Genomic DNA, 17,641 nt, shown 5'->3' with positions numbered 1-17,641 from the left:
AGCCTGAGCGTTACACCACACTGGGATGTTCGCATTGCGTTCCTGCTCGCCAATCGCCACTATCGGCGTCTTGGCGCCTGACGATTCCCTGGGGCGCACTGCTGGAGAGGTGTCATGCAGGACCTGCTGATCTGGATCGCCACAGGCTTCGGGCTAGGCCACTCGCCCTGGGCCCCCGGAACCGTCGGAACCTTGATCGGCATTCCCGTGGCCTGGTACTTGCTGCGGCTGCCGCCGGCACGACGGCTTGCGATCGCGCTGCTGCTGATCCTGACCGCCGTTCCCATCTGCCACTTTGCCTCGCTGTGGCTGGGAGGCGGCGATCTCTCCCAGATCGTACTGGATGAGTGGGTAGCCCTGCCGCTGGTAGTTCTGGCCTTCTCGCGCCACCGCCGCCGGATCATGCTGCCGCTCGGATACCTGCTGTTTCGTCTGTTCGATATTTCCAAGCTATCCCCCGTGCGGGAGATCGAAGGCATCGGCGGCGGCCTGGGCATTGTCGCGGATGATGTCATGGCCGCCGTCTATGCGGCGCTGACTCTGGCCCTGCTGGTACGCCTGACACGCCGTTACTGGCGCACCGACAGCCCTCGCTAAGGAAGTGCTGAAGTCATCAGCCTAGCGGCGCAAGGCCCACGCAGCGCCGCCCCCGGAGCCTAGGCGGTATAGGTGAGGAGATCGAGAAGCGCGCAACGAAGCGAAGCGGCGGACTTCATGCAGTGTTTCCCTACGCCTGTTCATGACAAAAAAAGCCGCCCTGAAGGGCGGCAAGACGGGACAGGATTCGATCGAAACCTATTAGTCAGTCCAGAACTCACTCCGGAATCAGCACAGCGTCAATGATGTGGATGACACCATTGCTTGCCTGAATGTCACGTTCTACCAGCGTCGCGTTGCCTACTTGCCAATCACCATCCTGCTCCTCGACCGACATGTCGGTACCCTGCAGGGTGGTGACAACATCGCTGTCGCCTGGCTGCCACGCGCCATCCACGAGATGATAGGACACGACTTCGACCAGACGACGATGCTGAGTCTTGTCGTCGCTTAGCCAATCGTCGAGGCGGCCTTCGGGCAGCGCGTCGAAGGCTTCCTGGGTCGCCGCGAAGACCGTCATCTCCCCTTCCTCGCTCATGCGCTCGTCCAGGTCGGACGCCTCCACCGCAGTAGCAAATGTCGTCAGGCGCTCATCGTCCTGAATCACCTGCCACAGCGTGTCGCCCTCAGCCGCTGCTGCGCTGGTGCACACTGCCGAGGCGCTGAACAGCAACCCGGCGGCCAAAAGTCCCTTTGCCTTCATGCTCCTTCCTCCTGACATCATGCCTTCGGTGGACTTGTCGGCTCGTGGCACCGGAGTCCTACTCACCAGGGCTTCTCAACCTGCGTTCCGTAAACCTGGCTCCTTAAACCGGAGCTCCTGAAACCTGGCTCCTTAAACCGAGGACCCGTAAACCAAGCCCCCGTAAACCAGAGCCCTGTGAACCAAGGCGATATGCACCACTCAGAACACCGAGGCGATATGTAACAACATCATGTACAAAAACTAGACCAGATTAATATTTCGTACAAGTATTTTTCTACCCGATGCTTTCCCCTCACCCAATCCATCAAAACGTCACAAAGAGGCGTCATCATGCTGCGTCGAAAGAAACGTCGGCGGCGCCACAGCGCAAGCGCACCCCGCATAAGCTATACACAACTTGCACAAAATAGAAATGCATGACAACCTTGTACATGACGCCGCAAGGGGTAGGCCAGCAAGGCAGCGAGCCACCACTTGCAGCGTAACCTCGCAAGGAGCGATGAAAGATGACGCGCCAAGGAGGGCGCCAGATGTACTACCCCATCACATGCACACTGTGCGGCCATGACCAGGCCACACTTATTCCGGCATCCGCTTCGCAGCACAATGACTGGGATGAACTCCGCTGCGTCGAGTGTGACGAGTTCCACGCCACCATTGCCGATTGGGAGCAGCGTCAGACACCGGACTATCTGCGATTTCTCAACAAGTCTCGCAGCCTGATGATGGCCATCCGCAGAGAGCAACATGGCCAACACCGCAGTGCTGGCGCACAGGAGTGCAGCACATGATTACCGTTGCTCTAGACCTCAACTGCAGCATCTGCGGTCACAGCCGCTTCACTCTTCCTGTTGGTCGCGACGACGGTGACAGCGTGCACTGCGCCAACTGTACCGCTTACAAGTGCAAGGCCATGGACCTGGAACGGGCGCTCATGGCGACGACACCACCTCCCCCTCAGCCCATGCCCAGCCCAGCGGCGGCCATGGCCTGAGACATAGACACGCCACCGCGTCCTGGCGATGTTGCGCCGCCCCATCAGGGCGGCGCTTTTTATTGGCATGGTGAATCACCGGTCTGGCAAGTACCTGAAATAGCACCTGACATGACAGGAGGCTTGCAGGGTTAGACGCCTGGCGAGCGGTGTCTTGAGGTATGATCTTGGCGCCAGTGACGTTTGCCGCTGCCAGCACACTGAGAGGTGAGCAGCGTCAAACCCGCGTCACACCCCTCACTGGCCGCCCCGAAACCACCTGGACACATGGCTCAGACTGAGCCGGAGACACCATGCCCGACAACGCAATTCCGGCGGCCTCAGCGCGCCGTCAAGACAGCCGCGCCCAGGCGCTTCCTATCCTCGTGGTGTGCGCCGCGCTGTACGGCATCAGCCTGGCAGCCGGCTATCACATCAACGCGGTAGTGCTGACCATTCTCAGCATGATCATCCTTTGCCTGCTGAGGATTCCCGTGGCCATTGCCTTGATCAGTGCGGCCATGCTCGGCGCACTGCATGCGGGGATGCCGATGACCGACGCCATCGGCGCGTTCAACGACAATCTGCTGGTAGGCGCTCAGGTCGGTCTGACCTATGTGATGATCGGCGCCTTCGCCGTTGCGCTGTCCCGCAGTGGCCTGCTGGAGCTGCTGGCCGATGCCATTTCATCGCGACTTGGCAGTCACGAGGAAGGCACTCGGCGCAGCGTCAAATGGACGCTGTTCGGGCTATTCATCGTGGCCTCGCTGATGTCCCAGAATCTGGTGCCGGTGCATATCGCCTTTATCCCGATCTTGATCCCACCGCTGCTTGGTGTGCTGGACCGTCTCAAGGTCGACCGCCGCGCCGTAGCCTGCATTCTGGCGTGCTCTATCAGCGCCAGCTACCTGCTGCTACCCACCGGATTTGGCGCCATCTTCCTCAACGAGATCCTGCTGGCCAACGTCAACAGCGTGGGCGCTGCACACGGCCTGACAGCGACTGCCGACATGGCGCCCAAGGCCATGGCCTTACCCGTGCTGGGACTGGTCGCAGGGCTGCTGGTGGCAGTCTTCATCAGCTACCGCAGGCCGCGGGACTACGCCACTCCTGACGCCTCCGTCGCGATCACCCGGCCGACCGCCCCCTCGCGGCTGAAGCCCCTTCAGCTCATAATCACGCTGGCGGCGCTGGCCGTGGCACTGGTCTTTCAGCTTAGCTTTGATTCACTGCTGATCGGAGCCATGGTGGGCTTCCTGATTCTGACCCTTGGCGGCATCTTCCGCTGGCAGGAGCAGGACGACGTGTTCACCGATGGGCTGCGAATGATGGCTCAGATCGCCGTCATCATCACCATCGCCTCAGGCTTCGCCGGCGTACTGACCGCGACGGGGGAAATCGACGCCCTGGTCAGCGCCTCGGCAGCGTTGATTGGCGGCAACATGGCGGTGGGCGCAGCGGTCATGCTGATCGTCGGTCTGTTCATTACCATCGGCTTTGGCGATTCCTTTGCCAGCGTGCCCATTCTGGCCCCGATCTATCTGCCGCTGGCGCTGACGCTGGGCTTTGACCCGCTGGCAGCCATTGCCCTGCTGGGCGCTTCTGCCGCCCTCGGCGATGCCGGCTCGCCTGCGTCCACCATTACCCTCGGGGCCACGGCCGGCTTGAACGCCGACGGCCAGCATGACCATATTCGGGACAGCGTCATCCCCACCTTCCTGCACTGCAACCTCGGTATGCTGGTCTTTGCCTGGATCGCAGCGATGGTGCTCTGACGCTCACCGGGCAGCGACCCAGCGGGATAGGACGGCGTCCCCGTGACGCGGACGCCGTCAGCTGCAGATCCCAGGCCTGCTGTTGTGCGCCAACGTTCCCGGCGGCAGAGAAAGGAGCTGAGCAGCAATCAACGACTCAGTGCCAGGGATTCGGCAACGTCGATCAGCCGACGCACCGCCGGCAGGCTGGCGTCTCGCCGCCACACCAGCATCAATGGCAAGACCATGTCGAGGTCATCCAGCGCAATGCTGACGACGCCCTCCGGTGCCCCCGTCATGGTCATCTCCGGCATGATGGTACAGCCCATACCAGCCGCCACCAGGCATAGCATGGTCGCATTGTCGGTCCCTTCCTGAACCACATGCGGGGTAAAGCCGCGCCGCTGAAACGCATGGATGAGTTTGTCGTGGTAGACCGGCGTCGCGCTTCGCTCGAACCAGATGAAATCCTCGCCGGTCAGTTCAGCCAGTGTCTTCGGCGGGTGCCGCGCCAGCCGGGAACCTTTGCTCACGACCAGTACCAGTCGATCTTCATACAGGCAGTGGCTATCGAGCTGATCATCGTCCTGTGGGGGGAAGAACAGCATGCCTGCATCCAGCTGATGATGCCGAAGCGCCTCCACCTGTGGGGCAGACAGCAGTGACTGCACCTTCAGGCTGACATCTGGGTAGCTCTGACGAAACTGATTGAGCAGCCTGACGATCTGCGGCACCCACAGGTGCATGACCGTCACGCCCAAGCGCAGCTGACCAAGCTGGCCATCGGCGATACGCCGTGCATCGTGCTTGGCCGTCTCGAACTCCCGTAGTAGCCGCCTCGCCTCTCGGTGAAACGCACTGCCGGCTGCCGTGAGGCTGACACCGTGACGCGAACGCTCCAGCAACGTTGCCCCTACCGACTCCTCCAGCAGCCTGAGTTGCCGCGTCAGGGCGGGCTGGGCCAGCGGAATCTCCCGGGCAGCGCGGGAGATCGAGCCCTCCTCGACCACCGCCAGGAAATAGCGCAATTGCTTGAAGTCCATGCTCACCTCCTCGTGGTCCAGCCACCGGCGCCGACGCCCCCAGGGGCATGCCAGACACCCGGCATCCATACAATAAAAGCATGGTAATAGAAAAATAATAATATTTTATCTATAAAAAGCCGCCGACCATGATGGTGAACATCATTCACACATCTGCGGCATCCCATGACCCTGACTATCGACACCTCGTTCTTCGACGATCAACTGCAAAGCCTGACGGAACTTCGCCATCATTTTCACCGCCACCCCGAGCTCGGGTTCAAGGAGCACGCCACCTCGGCGCGGGTCTGTGAAGAGCTTGAACGCCTGGATATACCCTACGAAAAGGGTCTGGGCGGTACGGGTGTGGTCGCCACCATCAAGGGCCTGGCGGCGGACAACGGGCGTCGCATCGGGCTGCGTGCGGACATGGATGCGCTGCCGATCCAGGAGGCCAGCGACCACGCTCATGCCTCCGCAGTGCCCGGTATCATGCACGCCTGTGGGCATGATGGTCATACCACCATGCTGATTGGTGCCGCGCGTTACCTGGCTCGCCACCGCAACTTTTCCGGCATCGTCTACCTGGTCTTTCAGCCGGCAGAAGAGGGCCTGGGTGGCGGACGCGAAATGGTCAAGGACGGCCTGTTCGAGCGCTACCCCATGGACGCTATCTACGGCCTGCACAACTGGCCCGCCCTGCCCAGGGGCCAAGTCGCGATCCGCCCCGGCCCGATCATGGCTGCGACCGACCGCCTCGACATTTGCGTCCGTGGCAAGGGCGGCCATGGTGGCGTGAACCCTCATCTCTCCATCGACCCGGTGCGCATGGCCGGAGCCCTCATTCAGGCATTGCACAGTGTGGTATCGCGAGATGCCGACCCGCTGTCGCCTGCCGCCCTTAGCCTGTGCGGGATCAAGGGCGGAGAACTCGATGGCTTCGCCATCATTCCCGATGAGGTCCGCCTGAGCGGCACCGTCCGCACCCTCGACCTGGCCACACAGGACCGCATTGCCGACGCCATCGCCCGTACCTGCGACGGTGTCGCAGCCACCTACGGGGGCCAAATCGAGGTCGACCATCAGCGCATTTTCCCCGCCACCATCAATCACTCAGAGGCCACCCAGCATGTCATCGATACGGCCCGCGAGGTGCTCGGTGAATCGGCGCTGGAGCAAGAGGTAGCCCCAAGCCTGGGGGGTGAGGATTTCGCCTTCATGCTGGAGCAGTGCCCTGGTGCCTACTTCTTCCTGGGCAGCGCCGACACGCCGGACACTCCGCCGTTGCACAACGCTCGCTACGACTTCAACGACGCCGTCATTCCTACCGGCAGCCAACTGCTGGTCGCCATCGCGCTCGAAGGACTGGCCAAGACCTCCTGACCCGATCGCCGCTGGCCAGTCACAGCTGGCCGATCACAGCTGACGCCCGCAGGGATATCAGCTGGCAAAAGCTTTCACGACCACAATCCACAACAAGAGGTCTCTCATGAAACACTCCACTGGCATGCCGTCGAAAGGCCTGCTGCTCTACTTCGTGCTTTGCACCCTGGCCATGGTCTGGCCAGGGGCTCTTATCGCCAATCGCATCGACCCCATCATCCTGGGTATGCCCTTCTTCATGTTCTGGTACGTCGCCTGGGTCTTCGCACTCTTCGTCGGCCTGGTGATCGCCTATCGCAAGGACGCCGAGAAGGAGGTGGATCATGAGTGATTCGATGCTGATCACCGCGATGACGGTGGGCTACCTGGTGGTGGTCCTGCTGGTCGGCCTGCGCGCTCGTCGCGGTCAGACCTCATCGCTGGAAGGATATGTGGCGGGCGGCCGCCATATGGGCCTACTGGTGCTGTTCTTCATCCTCGGCGCAGAGATCTTCTCTGCCTTTGCCTTTCTCGGCGCTCCCGGCTGGGCCTACAGCAAGGGCGCTCCGGCGTTCTATATCATCGCCTACCTGACCCTGGCGGTCATTGTCTGGTGGCTGATTGCACCGCACATATCTCGACTGGGTCGGCGCCACGGGTTCCTGACTCAGGCCGAGTTCCTGTCTGCCTGCTATCCCACGCCGAAAAACCTGCTGGGACTGGTCATTGGTGTGGTCAGTGTGCTGGCGATGATTCCCTATCTGACGATTCAAATCGCCGGTGCTGGCCTGCTGTTCGAGGCCGCGACCTCGGGCACCATCCCCTTCTGGCTCGGCAGCCTGCTGGCATGCGGGGTGGTGGCCGCCTATGTCTACGCCAGCGGCCTTCAGGGCATCGGCTGGACCAACCTGATGCAGGGCTTGATGATGGTCGTCATCGCCTGGGCCCTCGGACTGACGACAGCCGAGCAGTTCTTCGGCGGCGTCGGCGAGATGTTCCAGCAGATCAAGGATCAGGCACCGGAGTACCTGACCATGCCGGGCGCTACCGGAATGGGCTGGGGTGCCTTCTCGACCGCTGTACTGGTCAGCGCGCTGGGCTGCGTGATGTGGCCACACATCTTCATGAAGTTTTACAGCGCGCGGGACGTCAGGACGCTCAAGCGGGTGTTCGTGCTGTATCCGCTTTACAGCTATCTGCTGGTGCCGCTGCTGATCATTGGCTTTGCCGGTATCGTGCTGCTGGCGGATACGCCGCTGGAATCCCCAGACCAGGTGCTGTTGACCATCGTCGTGGAGCTGGCTGACCTGCCGGCCTGGGTCATCGGACTGGCGCTGTCCGGCGCGCTGGCCGCCGCCATGTCCACGGCGGCCAACCTGGCGCATACCTCCGCCACCATTCTGGTCAGAGACGTCGTCCAGTTCGCACCACGCATGCGCGCCCTGCCCGAGCAACAGGCGCTGTCGATGACCCGCTATGGCGTCATCGTGATCTCACTGCTGGCCTATCTCCTGGCGCTGGCCAATCCTGGCTCACTGGTGAGCCTGCTGCTTGGCGCCTACGGCATCATTGTGCAGCTACTGCCGATGCTGCTGGGGGCTCTTTTCTGGCGGCGTGCGTCCCAGACAGCGGCCTTTATCGGGCTCAGTGTCGGCGCAGTGATCACCCTGCTGCTGCAATTTGGCGTGGACGCGCCATTCGGCTGGCATCCGGGATTCTGTGGGTTGGTCATCAACTCGGCCATCTTCGTGGTCATCAGCTTGATGCGTAAATCCAGCGAGTCTCGTGCCCCCGTGGAGAGCCTGTCAGCCCAGGCCTGAACCAACGCCTGACATAGGCGATATCCCCACGGCCAGCGTCCCCTCCAGGCGCTGGCCATTCGTATGTTGTCCCCCCCACAAAGCGCGCCCGCCGTATCCAACGCTGTCGACCTGCATCGCCTGCCGACGTCAGACATGCCATCAGGGAGGTCTCGACCTTGGTGGCAATTGATTTTATAGACGTCTGGTCTAAAATCCCTCCATGACTCACGCAAACACCAAGCGCCGAGGGCGTCCACCCAAGACCGATTACCGCATCGGTACCCAGGAAGGCGATGCCCGGGCCGCCCTGATCGCCAGCGGCCTCGAGACGCTGACAGAACATGGCTACCTGGGCGCTGGCCTGGAGGGAATACTCAAGCGCGCCGGCGTGCCGAAGGGGTCCTTCTACCACTATTTCGCCAGCAAGGAAGCCTTCGGCCAGGCGGTCATGGAGCGCTATGCCAGCTACTTTGCGGGCAAGCTCGAGCGCCACCTGGAGGATACTTCCCAGCCGCCCCTTGCCCGACTGCGGGCCTTTGCCGAGGACGCCAAGGCCGGCATGGCGCGCCATGGGTATCGTCGCGGCTGTCTGGTCGGCAACCTCGGCCAGGAGGCGGCCGGGCTGCCCAGCCACTATCGCGAGTGGCTGATCGAGACCCTGGCAGACTGGCAGCAGCGCCTTGCCGCGTGCCTGGAGGAGGCCCGCCAACGCGGTGATATCGCCGGCGACAGCGACGGCATGCTGCTCGCCGAAGCCTTCTGGATTGGGTGGGAGGGCGCCATCATGCGCGCAAGACTCGAGCGCGGCCCACGCCCCATCGACGTCTTCACGTCACACTTCCTCGCCGGGCTGCAGACCACTTCGCCAGCACCCTGACGCTAATGAGCGGCATCCTGAAGCCGCTGCCATGCATCCTGCGGGACCTTCCCGCGACATTTCATAGACAGTCAGTCTAAAAAGGAGCCAGCCATGTTCAAGGCCATCGTGATCCGCAAGGAAGACGACCACCAGCAGGTTGCCATCGAATCCATCCACGAACAGGACCTGCCTGAAGGCGATGTTACTGTCGCGGTGGACTACAGCACGCTGAACTACAAGGACGGCCTGGCCATTACCGGCAAGGGCCCGGTCGTGCGCAGCTTTCCCATGGTGCCGGGGATCGACCTGGCCGGCACGGTGACATCATCCTCCCATGGGGAGTTTGCGGTGGGGGACCAGGTAGTGCTGAACGGCTGGGGAGTCGGCGAAACTCACTGGGGCGGGCTGGCGGAGAAGGCTCGTCTGAACGGTGACTGGCTGATTCCACTACCCACGGCCTTCTCGACCAAGAGTGCGATGGCGATCGGCACCGCGGGTTACACCGCCATGTTGTCGGTCATGGCGTTGGAGCGTCATGGCGTCACCCCCGACCAGGGCGAGGTCCTGGTGACGGGCGCCAGCGGTGGCGTCGGCAGTTTTGCGGTGTCTCTGCTGGCCAAGCTGGGCTACCAGGTGGTCGCCGCCACCGGCAAGGTCAATGAGGCGGAATACCTCAAGTCCCTCGGGGCCCGCACGATTATCGATCGCCAGGAGCTCACGCAACCAGGCAAGCCCTTGCAGAAGGAGCGCTGGGCGGGCGCCATCGATAGCGTTGGCAGTCACACCCTGAGCAATGTTGTGGCCTCCACACGCTATGGCGGCACCGTCACCTGCTGCGGCCTGGCCCAGGGCATGGACCTGCCTGGTACGGTCATGCCCTTCATTCTGCGCGGCGTCACCCTGGCGGGCATCGACAGCGTGATGCAGCCCAAGGAGATACGCATGGCCGCCTGGCAGCGTCTCGCCGAACTGCTCTCCAATGAAAGTCTGGAGCAGATCGCCACCGAAATCCCCCTGTCACAGGCGGTTGACGCGGCAGAACGGCTGATCGACGGCCAGATCAAAGGCAGAGTCGTGGTCGCCACCCGCTGACGCCCTCACCACCCACTGACACGGCACTGAATGTGCGCAGTGGACGGGTCACAGCACCCTGCATGCCGGTGGCGTCAGCGACGGGTATGCAGGGTCGATAAGCGGCCTCCCAGTGCACTTACCAATCGCGCTACCCGCAGCAGTCGCCACGTTGTGGGAGCTACACGACAACGCGCTCAAGGTTAACCGGAGATAGAGGGTCGGATTTCTTTGAGACACAAAAAAACCGCCTCGAGGGGCGGTTTTGATGTTGCAACAAGCTTTTGATTTCCAACCATCTTTTAGATGGTGCCGGCACCAGGAGTCGAACCCGGGACCTACTGATTACAAGTCAGTTGCTCTACCAACTGAGCTATGCCGGCTCGGGTCGACCTAACGGTCGCTTGCTGCTCTGATGATTCGCCTTTCAGCGCTTCACCCGAAACGGGGTTGGCGTGGCTGGGGTAGCAGGATTCGAACCTGCGCATGCCGATACCAAAAACCGGTGCCTTACCACTTGGCGATACCCCAGCAGAGTTGGTGGCCAGAGACGGAATCGAACCGCCGACACGGGGATTTTCAATCCCCTGCTCTACCAACTGAGCTATCTGGCCCCTTGCCAACGCGACGTATTAAACCAATTCCTCCGTTTTCCGTCAACCCCTTTTCTTTCAAAATGATGGCGACCACGACCGAAGCAGGCTGAAGCCTAGATATCACGCGGGACGTAGCCCTCTGCGCGGTCGGTTTCCTGATTGTCGAAGAAGCGTTCCATCTGCTCCATCAGGTACTCGCGGCTGCTGGGCTCCATCATGTTGAGGTGCTTCTCGTTGATCAGGCGGGTCTGCAGCGCCTGCCACTCCTCCCAGGCCTGACGCGAAATACTGGCCTGGATCTCCTGGCCCTTCTTGCCCGGCAAGGGCGGAAACGGCAGGGCGTCGAGTTCTTTCTGATACTTGCGGCAGAATACGGTCTGACTCATGACTCTCTCCTGTGGGTGCAGCGTCTGCTGAAGCGCCAAATAGATGAAGCGGTCGCTAGCTGGCCCGAGCATAGCAGCCCAGGCCGGCCTCGCTTAAGCCCTCTCCGGCCCTGGTGGGCGCAGAGTAAAGGGCGCCAGCGTTTCCAGCAGCTTTTTCACTGGCGCCGCCAGTCCAACTGACTCCGGCGCCTCCGGGTCATACCACATGCGCCCCTCGGCGACCTGATCCGCCGCCTCTACTTGCGCTGGTACAGGCGTGATCTCGAGCCGGAAGTGGCTAAATACATGCACAAAGCTCTGCCACGGCGCCTGCCTTTGTGCATGCCCCATCTGCAGGGCGAGCCATGTATCGATCTCGTCATCGCTGTCGAACTGCGGCAAGCTCCACAGCCCGCCCCACAGCCCCTGGGAAGGTCGCTGTTCCAACAGAATACGACCACGCCGGTCACGCAACACCAGCATTCGGGTCTGACGCAGCGGAACACGCTTCTTCGGCTTGGACTCGGGGAAACGCTTTTGCTCGTTGCGCGCTCGCGCCACACAGACATCGTTGAAGGGGCAGCGCTCACACTCAGGCTGGCCGCGACGACACAGCGTCGCGCCCAGGTCCATCATGCCCTGGGTAAAGTCCACCACCCGCTCGGTTGGTGTGTAGTGGTCGGCCAGCGTCCACAGCTGCCGTTCCACGGCAGGTCGACCAGGCCATCCTTCCACCGCATGCAGGCGGGTCAGCACGCGTTTGACGTTTCCGTCCAGAATGACCGCACGCCGTCCTGTGCTCTGGGCAATGACCGCGCCAGCCGTCGATCGTCCTATGCCGGGCAGTGCTGCCATGGCGTCGACGCTGTCGACGGGAAACTCTCCGCCATGCTGCTCCACCACCTCTCTGGCAGCTTTATGCAGATTCCGGCCTCGTGCGTAATATCCAAGCCCGGTCCACAGGTGGAGCACCTCATCCTGAGAGGCCTCTGCCAACGACTGCACATCAGGAAACCGCTGCATGAAGCGCTCGAAATAGGGAATAACAGTGGCCACCTGGGTCTGCTGCAGCATGATTTCCGAGACCCACACGGAATATGCCGTGCGATTCTCCTGCCATGGCAGATCATGCCGTCCATGCCGGTCAAACCATGCCAGCAGGCGTTCAGCAAAGGCCGTTCCGGTCAGCACGGGTTGCGCCGCCGCGGCTTCCTGATGCTGCTGTCGATCATCGGGGCGCCCGGGGGCTTCTGTATAATATTTCATAAAACCAGATAGTTAGTGATCACAAACCAGGATACACACGAAAAAAAGCGCCGACACGGTGGTCGGCGCAGAGACTGGCTTGCTTGATGCTCAATTAAATAGACCACGGACTGCGTCACGAAGTTCCTGGCCAGCTTTTTCACCGATACGCTCGTCGAGTCGCTCGAGCTCCTTGCCCACCCGATCCTCGACTTCTTCATTCAGGCGAGCCTTGGCTTCGTCAGCGACCAGGTTGCCCAGGTTGCTCTGGAATGCCGCCATGTCAAAGCGGCACCATTGGCTGCTGTCGCCTTCCAGTGAGCCTTCACAGTGCACCGGAAAGGGCACCTTCTCGAGGCGCCGATTCACGCTGCAGGCGGCATCAGCGGTGTCCACGAAACGTGCCGCGCCGTCGGCGTCAAAGGTTTGCGCGCCGAGGTCCAGGCGTCCGCCACCCGCGACTTCGATGCCCGGCAGGGTAATCAGCAGGTCATCGTTGTGGGCGACGCCATCACGAATGACAAAGCGCGCGCTGATGTTGTCGAAGCGGGTGTTTTCACTCCATTCACGAGTGGTCTGCTCACCTTCGAGACGGGCCACCGCGGTACACAGCTGACGCGACACATTGGCGCGTGGAATGCTGCCATCGTTGATCCGCGTATCCAGCGTGCCGTTGAGGTGGCGAGTCAGCTCATGGCGCGCATTCCCCCGGGTGGTCAGCTCACCGCTGGCGACCAGAGAGCCACTGACCGGCGCCGGCTGCTGGCCGAGCGAGGTCAACAACGATTCCAGACGCACGCTCTCGATGACCGGCGCCAGCTGCCAGGCAAGGGTGTCGCCGCTGGCATCCAGCGACCCGGTCGCCTTCAGGCGGCCCTCATGAAAGCCTGCCGCAAACTCGGTGAGCCGATGAACGCCGCCCTCCCCTTCCATTTCCAGGGTAACGTCCTGATATTGCTGTCCACCAAGCACAAGCTGACCCAACGACAGGGAGATGCGCTCGTCCAACTGCGCCAGGAAGCTGGCGGGCAGTATGGCAGGCGCTTCCTCCTGCGCCAGCGCAGCGCTGATGCCCGGCAGGCCGCTAGCCGCCGTGTCCTGCTGCGGTGGTGGCAGGTAGTTGTCGGCGTTCAGTCGATCGCCATCCAGATCGGCCTCAAGGCGTGACCCGTCAAAGTCGGCTGACAGACTGCCTGAGTAGGTGTTGTCATCCAGCACCAGCGTCAGTCCGCTAAGGGATAGACCTTCCAGGGTGCCTTCCACCGGACTGGTCAAGGCGACTTCGGTGAGTGCCTCGTCACTGGTCATGCGCGGCATGGCGCCCATCCGGGCCAGCCAGGGATGCAGCGACAGCGGCGCGAGACGGACCTGACCGTCATAGCGCGGAGCGTCATTCAGGCCAGTCACGTTGAGATTGCCCTTGATCGATAGACTGTCAGGCCCGGTCAGGGCAATGTCCCTGACTTGCGCCGTCCCTGCAGCGAGATCAGATTCGAGCTGAAAGGCCAGCGCCAGCGCGACACGCTTTTCCCCCAAGGAGGGAGTCAGCAGGCTGGCATCGAGCTGGCTAGGTGCCATGTGAACGCGCTGTTCGCTCAGGTTGAGCACCAGCTCCTCACTGCTCAGGGTGGCTTCCTGGGGTTCCGCTGCTCCTTCCACCAGCGTGCTGGTCTCCAGGGTAAGATCGGTCAGCACATGGCGACTGTCGGCCAGACCCAGGTTGACGTCAGCGTCGAGCGAGACGTCACTCTGCAGACTGGCGATGGCGTCACCCTCTTCATTGTGCTGGCCGTCAACCAGGTCGTAGACGCGCAGCTGGAAGGTCGAACTGAGGGGGAAGGCGGTATCAGGATTGACGTTGCTGCCATTGATGGTGAGTTTGTCGGCCTGCCATTCACGCTGCGCCAGCTGATCCACCAGGGACAGCTGACCATTGGTGACTTCGACACTGGCGATGTTCAGGGCAACGGACAACCCTCCATCATCGCTGGGATTGGGACCCGCGCTGGCCGGGGCGAGCGCCTTTTCGGCGTCCTGTCCCTTGTCTTCCAGACGCTCAAGCAATGCTTCCCAGTTGCCCGTGCCTTCGGCATCACGTTCAAGGTTCAGCGTCAGGCCATCCAGCGTCAGACCATCGATGGCGATTTCGCCACGCAGCAAAGGGGTAAACGCCAGGCTGACCGATGCCCGAGAAAATGCGGCGAAGGCCGGCGCATCATCAGGCTGGTCGGCCAGGCGCGCCTCTGCCTGAGCCACACTGACGCCGATACGTGGATAGAAGGACCACTCCAGCGGGCCTTCGAGCGACAGATCCAGCCCGGTATGCTCCTGCACCACCGCCACCAGCCGCGGCTTCATGTCTTCCGGATTGAAGAAGGTGGTGACGTAAACCACCGCTCCCACCGTCACCAGCGCAAGGACGCCGACGACCGCCAGAAGGGTTCTTACAAGACGTTTCATGTGCCGCTTTCTCCCGTGGGCAGGTCGAGTTGAAAATCATCACCGCTACGCGTCAGTTGATACCCCAGGCGCTTGAGCAGCATCTGGTCGGCCAGCGTCAATTGGGATGCCGCCACGCTGAGTTTCATGCCTTCTTGGTTGGCGGCTGCGCTGATCAAAGCCAGCAATCGCGAGCCCACGCCGCGCCGACGCGTCGTCTTGCGGACACACAGGTCACGCATATGCCAGCGGTCATCGCCTTGGCTGACGGCCACTGCCCCCAGCAGCCGGTCATTGAAACGAGCCGTCCAGAAGAAGCCTCGCTCAAGCTGACCGGTAACGTAAGTCCCCGGGGGTAGCTGGATGCGGTCTTCTGGCGCATCGGCATAAATTCGAGTCAGGTCGATCCTCACCTGTTCATCGGCGTCCCAGACATCCCGGTCGACGCGATAGAGAGTCACCGGCATAAGCTGTCTCCCTTGGCCGGAGGGCGGCGCAAGCCGCCACTGGAATGGTGGCATTGTAGCGGATGGGGGCGCGGATTCACTATAATGGCAGCCTTGTGCGCCTCGCACCGCGAGCGGCCCGCCCTGAATCAAGGCCTCATATTCGACATGCGCGCGAGCGCAGGAGACGACATGTCCGAGCGTATTGCCACGGTCAGCCGTGACACCAAGGAAACCCAGATCAGCGTCACCCTCAACCTGGATGGCGAAGGCAACCTCAAGGGTGAAAGCGGCGTTCCCTTCCTCGACCACATGCTCGACCAGGTGGCTCGCCACGGCATGGTCGACCTGGACATCGACGTCACCGGTGACCTGCACATCGACGACCACCATACCGTCGAGGATCTTGGCATCACACTGGGACAGGCATTCGCCAAGGCCATCGGCGACAAGCGCGGTATCTACCGTTACGGCCACGCTTATGTGCCGCTGGATGAAGCCCTGTCTCGCGTGGTCATCGACTTCTCCGGCCGCTCAGGCCTGTTCATGAATGTCGACTTCACCCGCGCCACCATTGGTCGCTTCGACACCCAGCTGTTCTGGGAATTCTTCCAGGGCTTCGTCAACCATGCCCAGGTCACCCTGCACATCGACAACCTGAAAGGCTTCAATGCCCATCACCAGGCCGAGACCATCTTCAAGGCGTTTGGTAGAGCGTTGCGCATGGCCGCTACCGAAGACCCTCGCATGGCGGGCAAGATGCCTTCTACCAAGGGTAGCCTGTAACTCGGTCGCCTGCGGCCAACTCCGCCAGAATCACAACATCTGAGGTGATCTCCGACGGAGGCGCCTCGGGGCCAACCATCAAGGAGCGCTTCATGACCATTGCCGTCATCGACTACGGGATGGGCAATCTCCATTCTGTCGCCAAGGCACTGGAACACGTCACCCACGAAAATGTGCTGGTGACCCGCGATGCCCGCTCGATCCAGGGGGCGACTCGCGTCGTACTGCCAGGCCAAGGCGCCATCCGCGACTGCATGGGAGAGCTTGAACGGACCGAGCTGAGCGGACTGGTACGGGAGCTGTTGGCTAACCAGTCGAAGCCTCTGCTGGGTATCTGTGTGGGCCAGCAGATGCTGATGGACCACAGCGACGAGAATGGTGGCGTCGACTGCCTGGGCTTTCTGTCCGGTCAGGTCCGCAAGTTCCCGCTGGACATGCAGGACACCCAAGGGGCTCGCCTCAAGGTGCCGCACATGGGATGGAACCTGATCCAGCAGCCTAACGCCCACCCGCTGTGGAACGGTATCGAGCCCGGCGCACACTTTTACTTCGTGCATAGCTACTATGTCGCCGCAGAGCAGGACGAGCAGGTATTCGGCACCACGGAGTACGGCAACGTCAGCGCGCACGTGGCCGTCGGCCGTGACGCGACCTTTGCGGTGCAATTCCATCCCGAAAAGAGCGCTCGTGACGGCCTGAGGCTGCTCGAGAACTTTGTGCAATGGACGCCCTGACCGGGTCGCGATTCGACACCGCCCAGCCACCCCGCCCACAGCGTTTGTGGTGGCATGGCGGCACGCGTTTCCCTGATTATCGTCTCACGCAGCTCTACAGGCACACTCTAGGCACACTTTAGGCACCCCCCCGAGGACACAACATGCTGGTAATTCCCGCCATCGATCTCAAGAATGGGCAGTGCGTCCGTCTCAAGCAAGGCCGCATGGATGAGGCCACCACCTACGGTGACGATCCGGTCGCCATGGCCGCCCGTTGGGTCGAGGCTGGCGCGCGCCGTCTGCATCTGGTCGATCTCAATGGCGCCTTCGAGGGACGTCCGGTCAACGGCGAAGCCGTCACCGCCATTGCGCGGCGCTATCCCGACCTGCCTATCCAGATCGGTGGGGGTATCCGCAGTGCGGAGACCATCGAGCATTATCTGACCGCCGGCGTTTCCCAGGTCATCATCGGCACCAAGGCTGTCAAGGAACCGGACTTCGTCACGCAGATGTGCCGCGCCTTCCCTGGCCACATCATCGTCGGCCTCGACGCCCATGATGGACGCGTGGCGACCGATGGCTGGGCTGAGGTATCGGAAGTGCTGGCCGTGGACCTGGCCAAGCGCTTTGCCGACGACGGCGTCTCCAGCATTGTGTACACCGATATTGCGCGCGACGGCATGATGAATGGCGTCAACGTGGAAGCCACCGCCGCCCTGGCGCGAGATGGTGGTATCCCGGTCATCGCCTCGGGCGGTGTCACCAACCTGGATGACCTGCGTGCCCTGATCGCGGCAGGCGAGCCAGGTATCCTTGGTGCCATTACCGGCCGCGCCATCTACGAAGGCAGTCTGGATGTGGCTGAAGGCCAGCGCCTGTGCGACGAACTGACCCAGGTCTGA

18 protein-coding genes and 3 tRNA genes are annotated in these 17,641 nt (G+C 62.0%); 12 read left to right on the top strand and 9 right to left on the bottom strand.

From position 1 onward, the window contains the following. Positions 1 to 114: 114 nt before the first annotated feature. Positions 115 to 597, top strand: a complete 483-nt coding sequence (locus tag KUV86_RS12795; protein WP_206940727.1) for a phosphatidylglycerophosphatase A — start codon at positions 115 to 117, stop codon at positions 595 to 597. A 217-nt stretch (positions 598 to 814) separates the two neighbouring features. On the opposite strand, the gene KUV86_RS12790 is transcribed toward KUV86_RS12795, so the two are convergent. Continuing rightward, positions 815 to 1,300 carry a fasciclin domain-containing protein gene (locus KUV86_RS12790; protein WP_222485083.1) on the bottom strand — a complete coding sequence of 162 codons (486 nt, stop codon included), beginning with the start codon at positions 1,298 to 1,300 and terminating at the stop codon, positions 815 to 817. Positions 1,301 to 1,809: 509 nt separating this feature from the next. Between KUV86_RS12790 and KUV86_RS12785 the strand changes: the two genes are divergently transcribed. The 3 genes from KUV86_RS12785 (at position 1,810) to KUV86_RS12775 (ending at position 4,051) form a co-directional block, all read left to right on the top strand. Further along, entirely contained in the window at positions 1,810 to 2,094 is a 285-nt protein-coding gene (locus tag KUV86_RS12785) for a hypothetical protein (RefSeq protein ID WP_222485082.1), read from the top strand. After that, entirely contained in the window at positions 2,091 to 2,297 is a 207-nt protein-coding gene (locus KUV86_RS12780) for a hypothetical protein (RefSeq protein ID WP_206940733.1), read from the top strand. The genes KUV86_RS12785 and KUV86_RS12780 overlap by 4 nt, the downstream gene beginning before the upstream one ends. A 293-nt stretch (positions 2,298 to 2,590) precedes the next feature. Continuing rightward, on the top strand, positions 2,591 to 4,051 hold the full coding sequence (locus KUV86_RS12775) for a Na+/H+ antiporter family protein (protein WP_261317502.1): 1,461 nt from the start codon (positions 2,591 to 2,593) through the stop codon (positions 4,049 to 4,051). 128 nt (positions 4,052 to 4,179) lie between these two features. Here KUV86_RS12775 and KUV86_RS12770 read toward each other — a convergent pair whose 3' ends face one another. Next, complete coding sequence (locus tag KUV86_RS12770) at positions 4,180 to 5,073, bottom strand: LysR family transcriptional regulator (protein ID WP_206940734.1); 894 nt, start codon at positions 5,071 to 5,073, stop codon at positions 4,180 to 4,182. A 165-nt stretch (positions 5,074 to 5,238) separates the two neighbouring features. On the opposite strand from KUV86_RS12770, the gene KUV86_RS12765 reads away from it, so the two are divergent. From KUV86_RS12765 to KUV86_RS12745, 5 genes are all read left to right on the top strand, one after another. Beyond that, the gene (locus KUV86_RS12765; protein ID WP_222485080.1) at positions 5,239 to 6,435 is read left to right on the top strand and encodes a M20 aminoacylase family protein; all 1,197 of its coding nucleotides are present in this window, start codon (positions 5,239 to 5,241) and stop codon (positions 6,433 to 6,435) included. Between the two features lie 106 nt (positions 6,436 to 6,541). Next, on the top strand, positions 6,542 to 6,766 hold the full coding sequence (locus KUV86_RS12760; protein WP_224852136.1) for a DUF3311 domain-containing protein: 225 nt from the start codon (positions 6,542 to 6,544) through the stop codon (positions 6,764 to 6,766). Continuing rightward, positions 6,759 to 8,234, top strand: coding sequence for a sodium:solute symporter (locus KUV86_RS12755; protein WP_242520714.1), 1,476 nt, complete (start codon positions 6,759 to 6,761; stop codon positions 8,232 to 8,234). The genes KUV86_RS12760 and KUV86_RS12755 overlap by 8 nt, the downstream gene beginning before the upstream one ends. 202 nt (positions 8,235 to 8,436) lie before the next feature. Further along, positions 8,437 to 9,093 carry a TetR/AcrR family transcriptional regulator gene (locus tag KUV86_RS12750; protein WP_222485078.1) on the top strand — a complete coding sequence of 219 codons (657 nt, stop codon included), beginning with the start codon at positions 8,437 to 8,439 and terminating at the stop codon, positions 9,091 to 9,093. 93 nt (positions 9,094 to 9,186) lie between these two features. Then, entirely contained in the window at positions 9,187 to 10,167 is a 981-nt protein-coding gene (locus tag KUV86_RS12745) for an MDR family oxidoreductase (protein WP_222485076.1), read from the top strand. A 286-nt stretch (positions 10,168 to 10,453) separates the two neighbouring features. Here KUV86_RS12745 and KUV86_RS12740 read toward each other — a convergent pair. The 7 genes from KUV86_RS12740 to KUV86_RS12710 all read right to left on the bottom strand — a co-directional run bounded on the left by KUV86_RS12740 (position 10,454) and on the right by KUV86_RS12710 (position 15,258). Beyond that, positions 10,454 to 10,529 (bottom strand) — tRNA-Thr (locus KUV86_RS12740). Positions 10,530 to 10,602: 73 nt separating this feature from the next. Next, positions 10,603 to 10,677: transfer RNA gene (locus KUV86_RS12735), tRNA-Gln, on the bottom strand. A gap of 7 nt (positions 10,678 to 10,684) precedes the next feature. Continuing rightward, positions 10,685 to 10,760: transfer RNA gene (locus KUV86_RS12730), tRNA-Phe, on the bottom strand. A 95-nt stretch (positions 10,761 to 10,855) separates the two neighbouring features. Next, positions 10,856 to 11,128 (bottom strand): oxidative damage protection protein, encoded by a 273-nt coding sequence (locus KUV86_RS12725; RefSeq protein ID WP_206940742.1) that lies wholly within the window; start codon positions 11,126 to 11,128, stop codon positions 10,856 to 10,858. Positions 11,129 to 11,221: 93 nt separating this feature from the next. Continuing rightward, a complete protein-coding gene (gene mutY, locus KUV86_RS12720) occupies positions 11,222 to 12,373 on the bottom strand; it encodes an A/G-specific adenine glycosylase (RefSeq protein ID WP_206940744.1) in 1,152 nt (383 codons plus the stop codon). A gap of 90 nt (positions 12,374 to 12,463) precedes the next feature. Further along, complete coding sequence (locus KUV86_RS12715) at positions 12,464 to 14,812, bottom strand: AsmA family protein (protein ID WP_222485074.1); 2,349 nt, start codon at positions 14,810 to 14,812, stop codon at positions 12,464 to 12,466. Continuing rightward, positions 14,809 to 15,258 carry an acetyl-CoA sensor PanZ family protein gene (locus KUV86_RS12710; RefSeq protein ID WP_222485072.1) on the bottom strand — a complete coding sequence of 150 codons (450 nt, stop codon included), beginning with the start codon at positions 15,256 to 15,258 and terminating at the stop codon, positions 14,809 to 14,811. The genes KUV86_RS12715 and KUV86_RS12710 overlap by 4 nt, the downstream gene beginning before the upstream one ends. A 171-nt stretch (positions 15,259 to 15,429) precedes the next feature. Here KUV86_RS12710 and hisB point away from each other — a divergent pair, with 171 nt between their 5' ends. From hisB to hisA, 3 genes are all read left to right on the top strand, one after another. Next, on the top strand, positions 15,430 to 16,023 hold the full coding sequence (gene hisB, locus KUV86_RS12705) for an imidazoleglycerol-phosphate dehydratase HisB (protein WP_222485070.1): 594 nt from the start codon (positions 15,430 to 15,432) through the stop codon (positions 16,021 to 16,023). Between the two features lie 92 nt (positions 16,024 to 16,115). Next, positions 16,116 to 16,757, top strand: a complete 642-nt coding sequence (hisH, locus tag KUV86_RS12700) for an imidazole glycerol phosphate synthase subunit HisH (protein ID WP_222485068.1) — start codon at positions 16,116 to 16,118, stop codon at positions 16,755 to 16,757. A gap of 143 nt (positions 16,758 to 16,900) precedes the next feature. Next, complete coding sequence (gene hisA / locus KUV86_RS12695) at positions 16,901 to 17,641, top strand: 1-(5-phosphoribosyl)-5-[(5-phosphoribosylamino)methylideneamino]imidazole-4-carboxamide isomerase (RefSeq protein WP_222485066.1); 741 nt, start codon at positions 16,901 to 16,903, stop codon at positions 17,639 to 17,641.

Origin of the sequence: Halomonas sp. DP8Y7-3, from assembly GCF_019801675.1 — a bacterium.
Classification (GTDB): Bacteria; Pseudomonadota; Gammaproteobacteria; order Pseudomonadales; family Halomonadaceae; genus Halomonas; species Halomonas litopenaei_A.
Note: the sequence above shows the minus strand (reverse complement) of the source record. Positions and strands in the feature narration are given on the sequence as shown.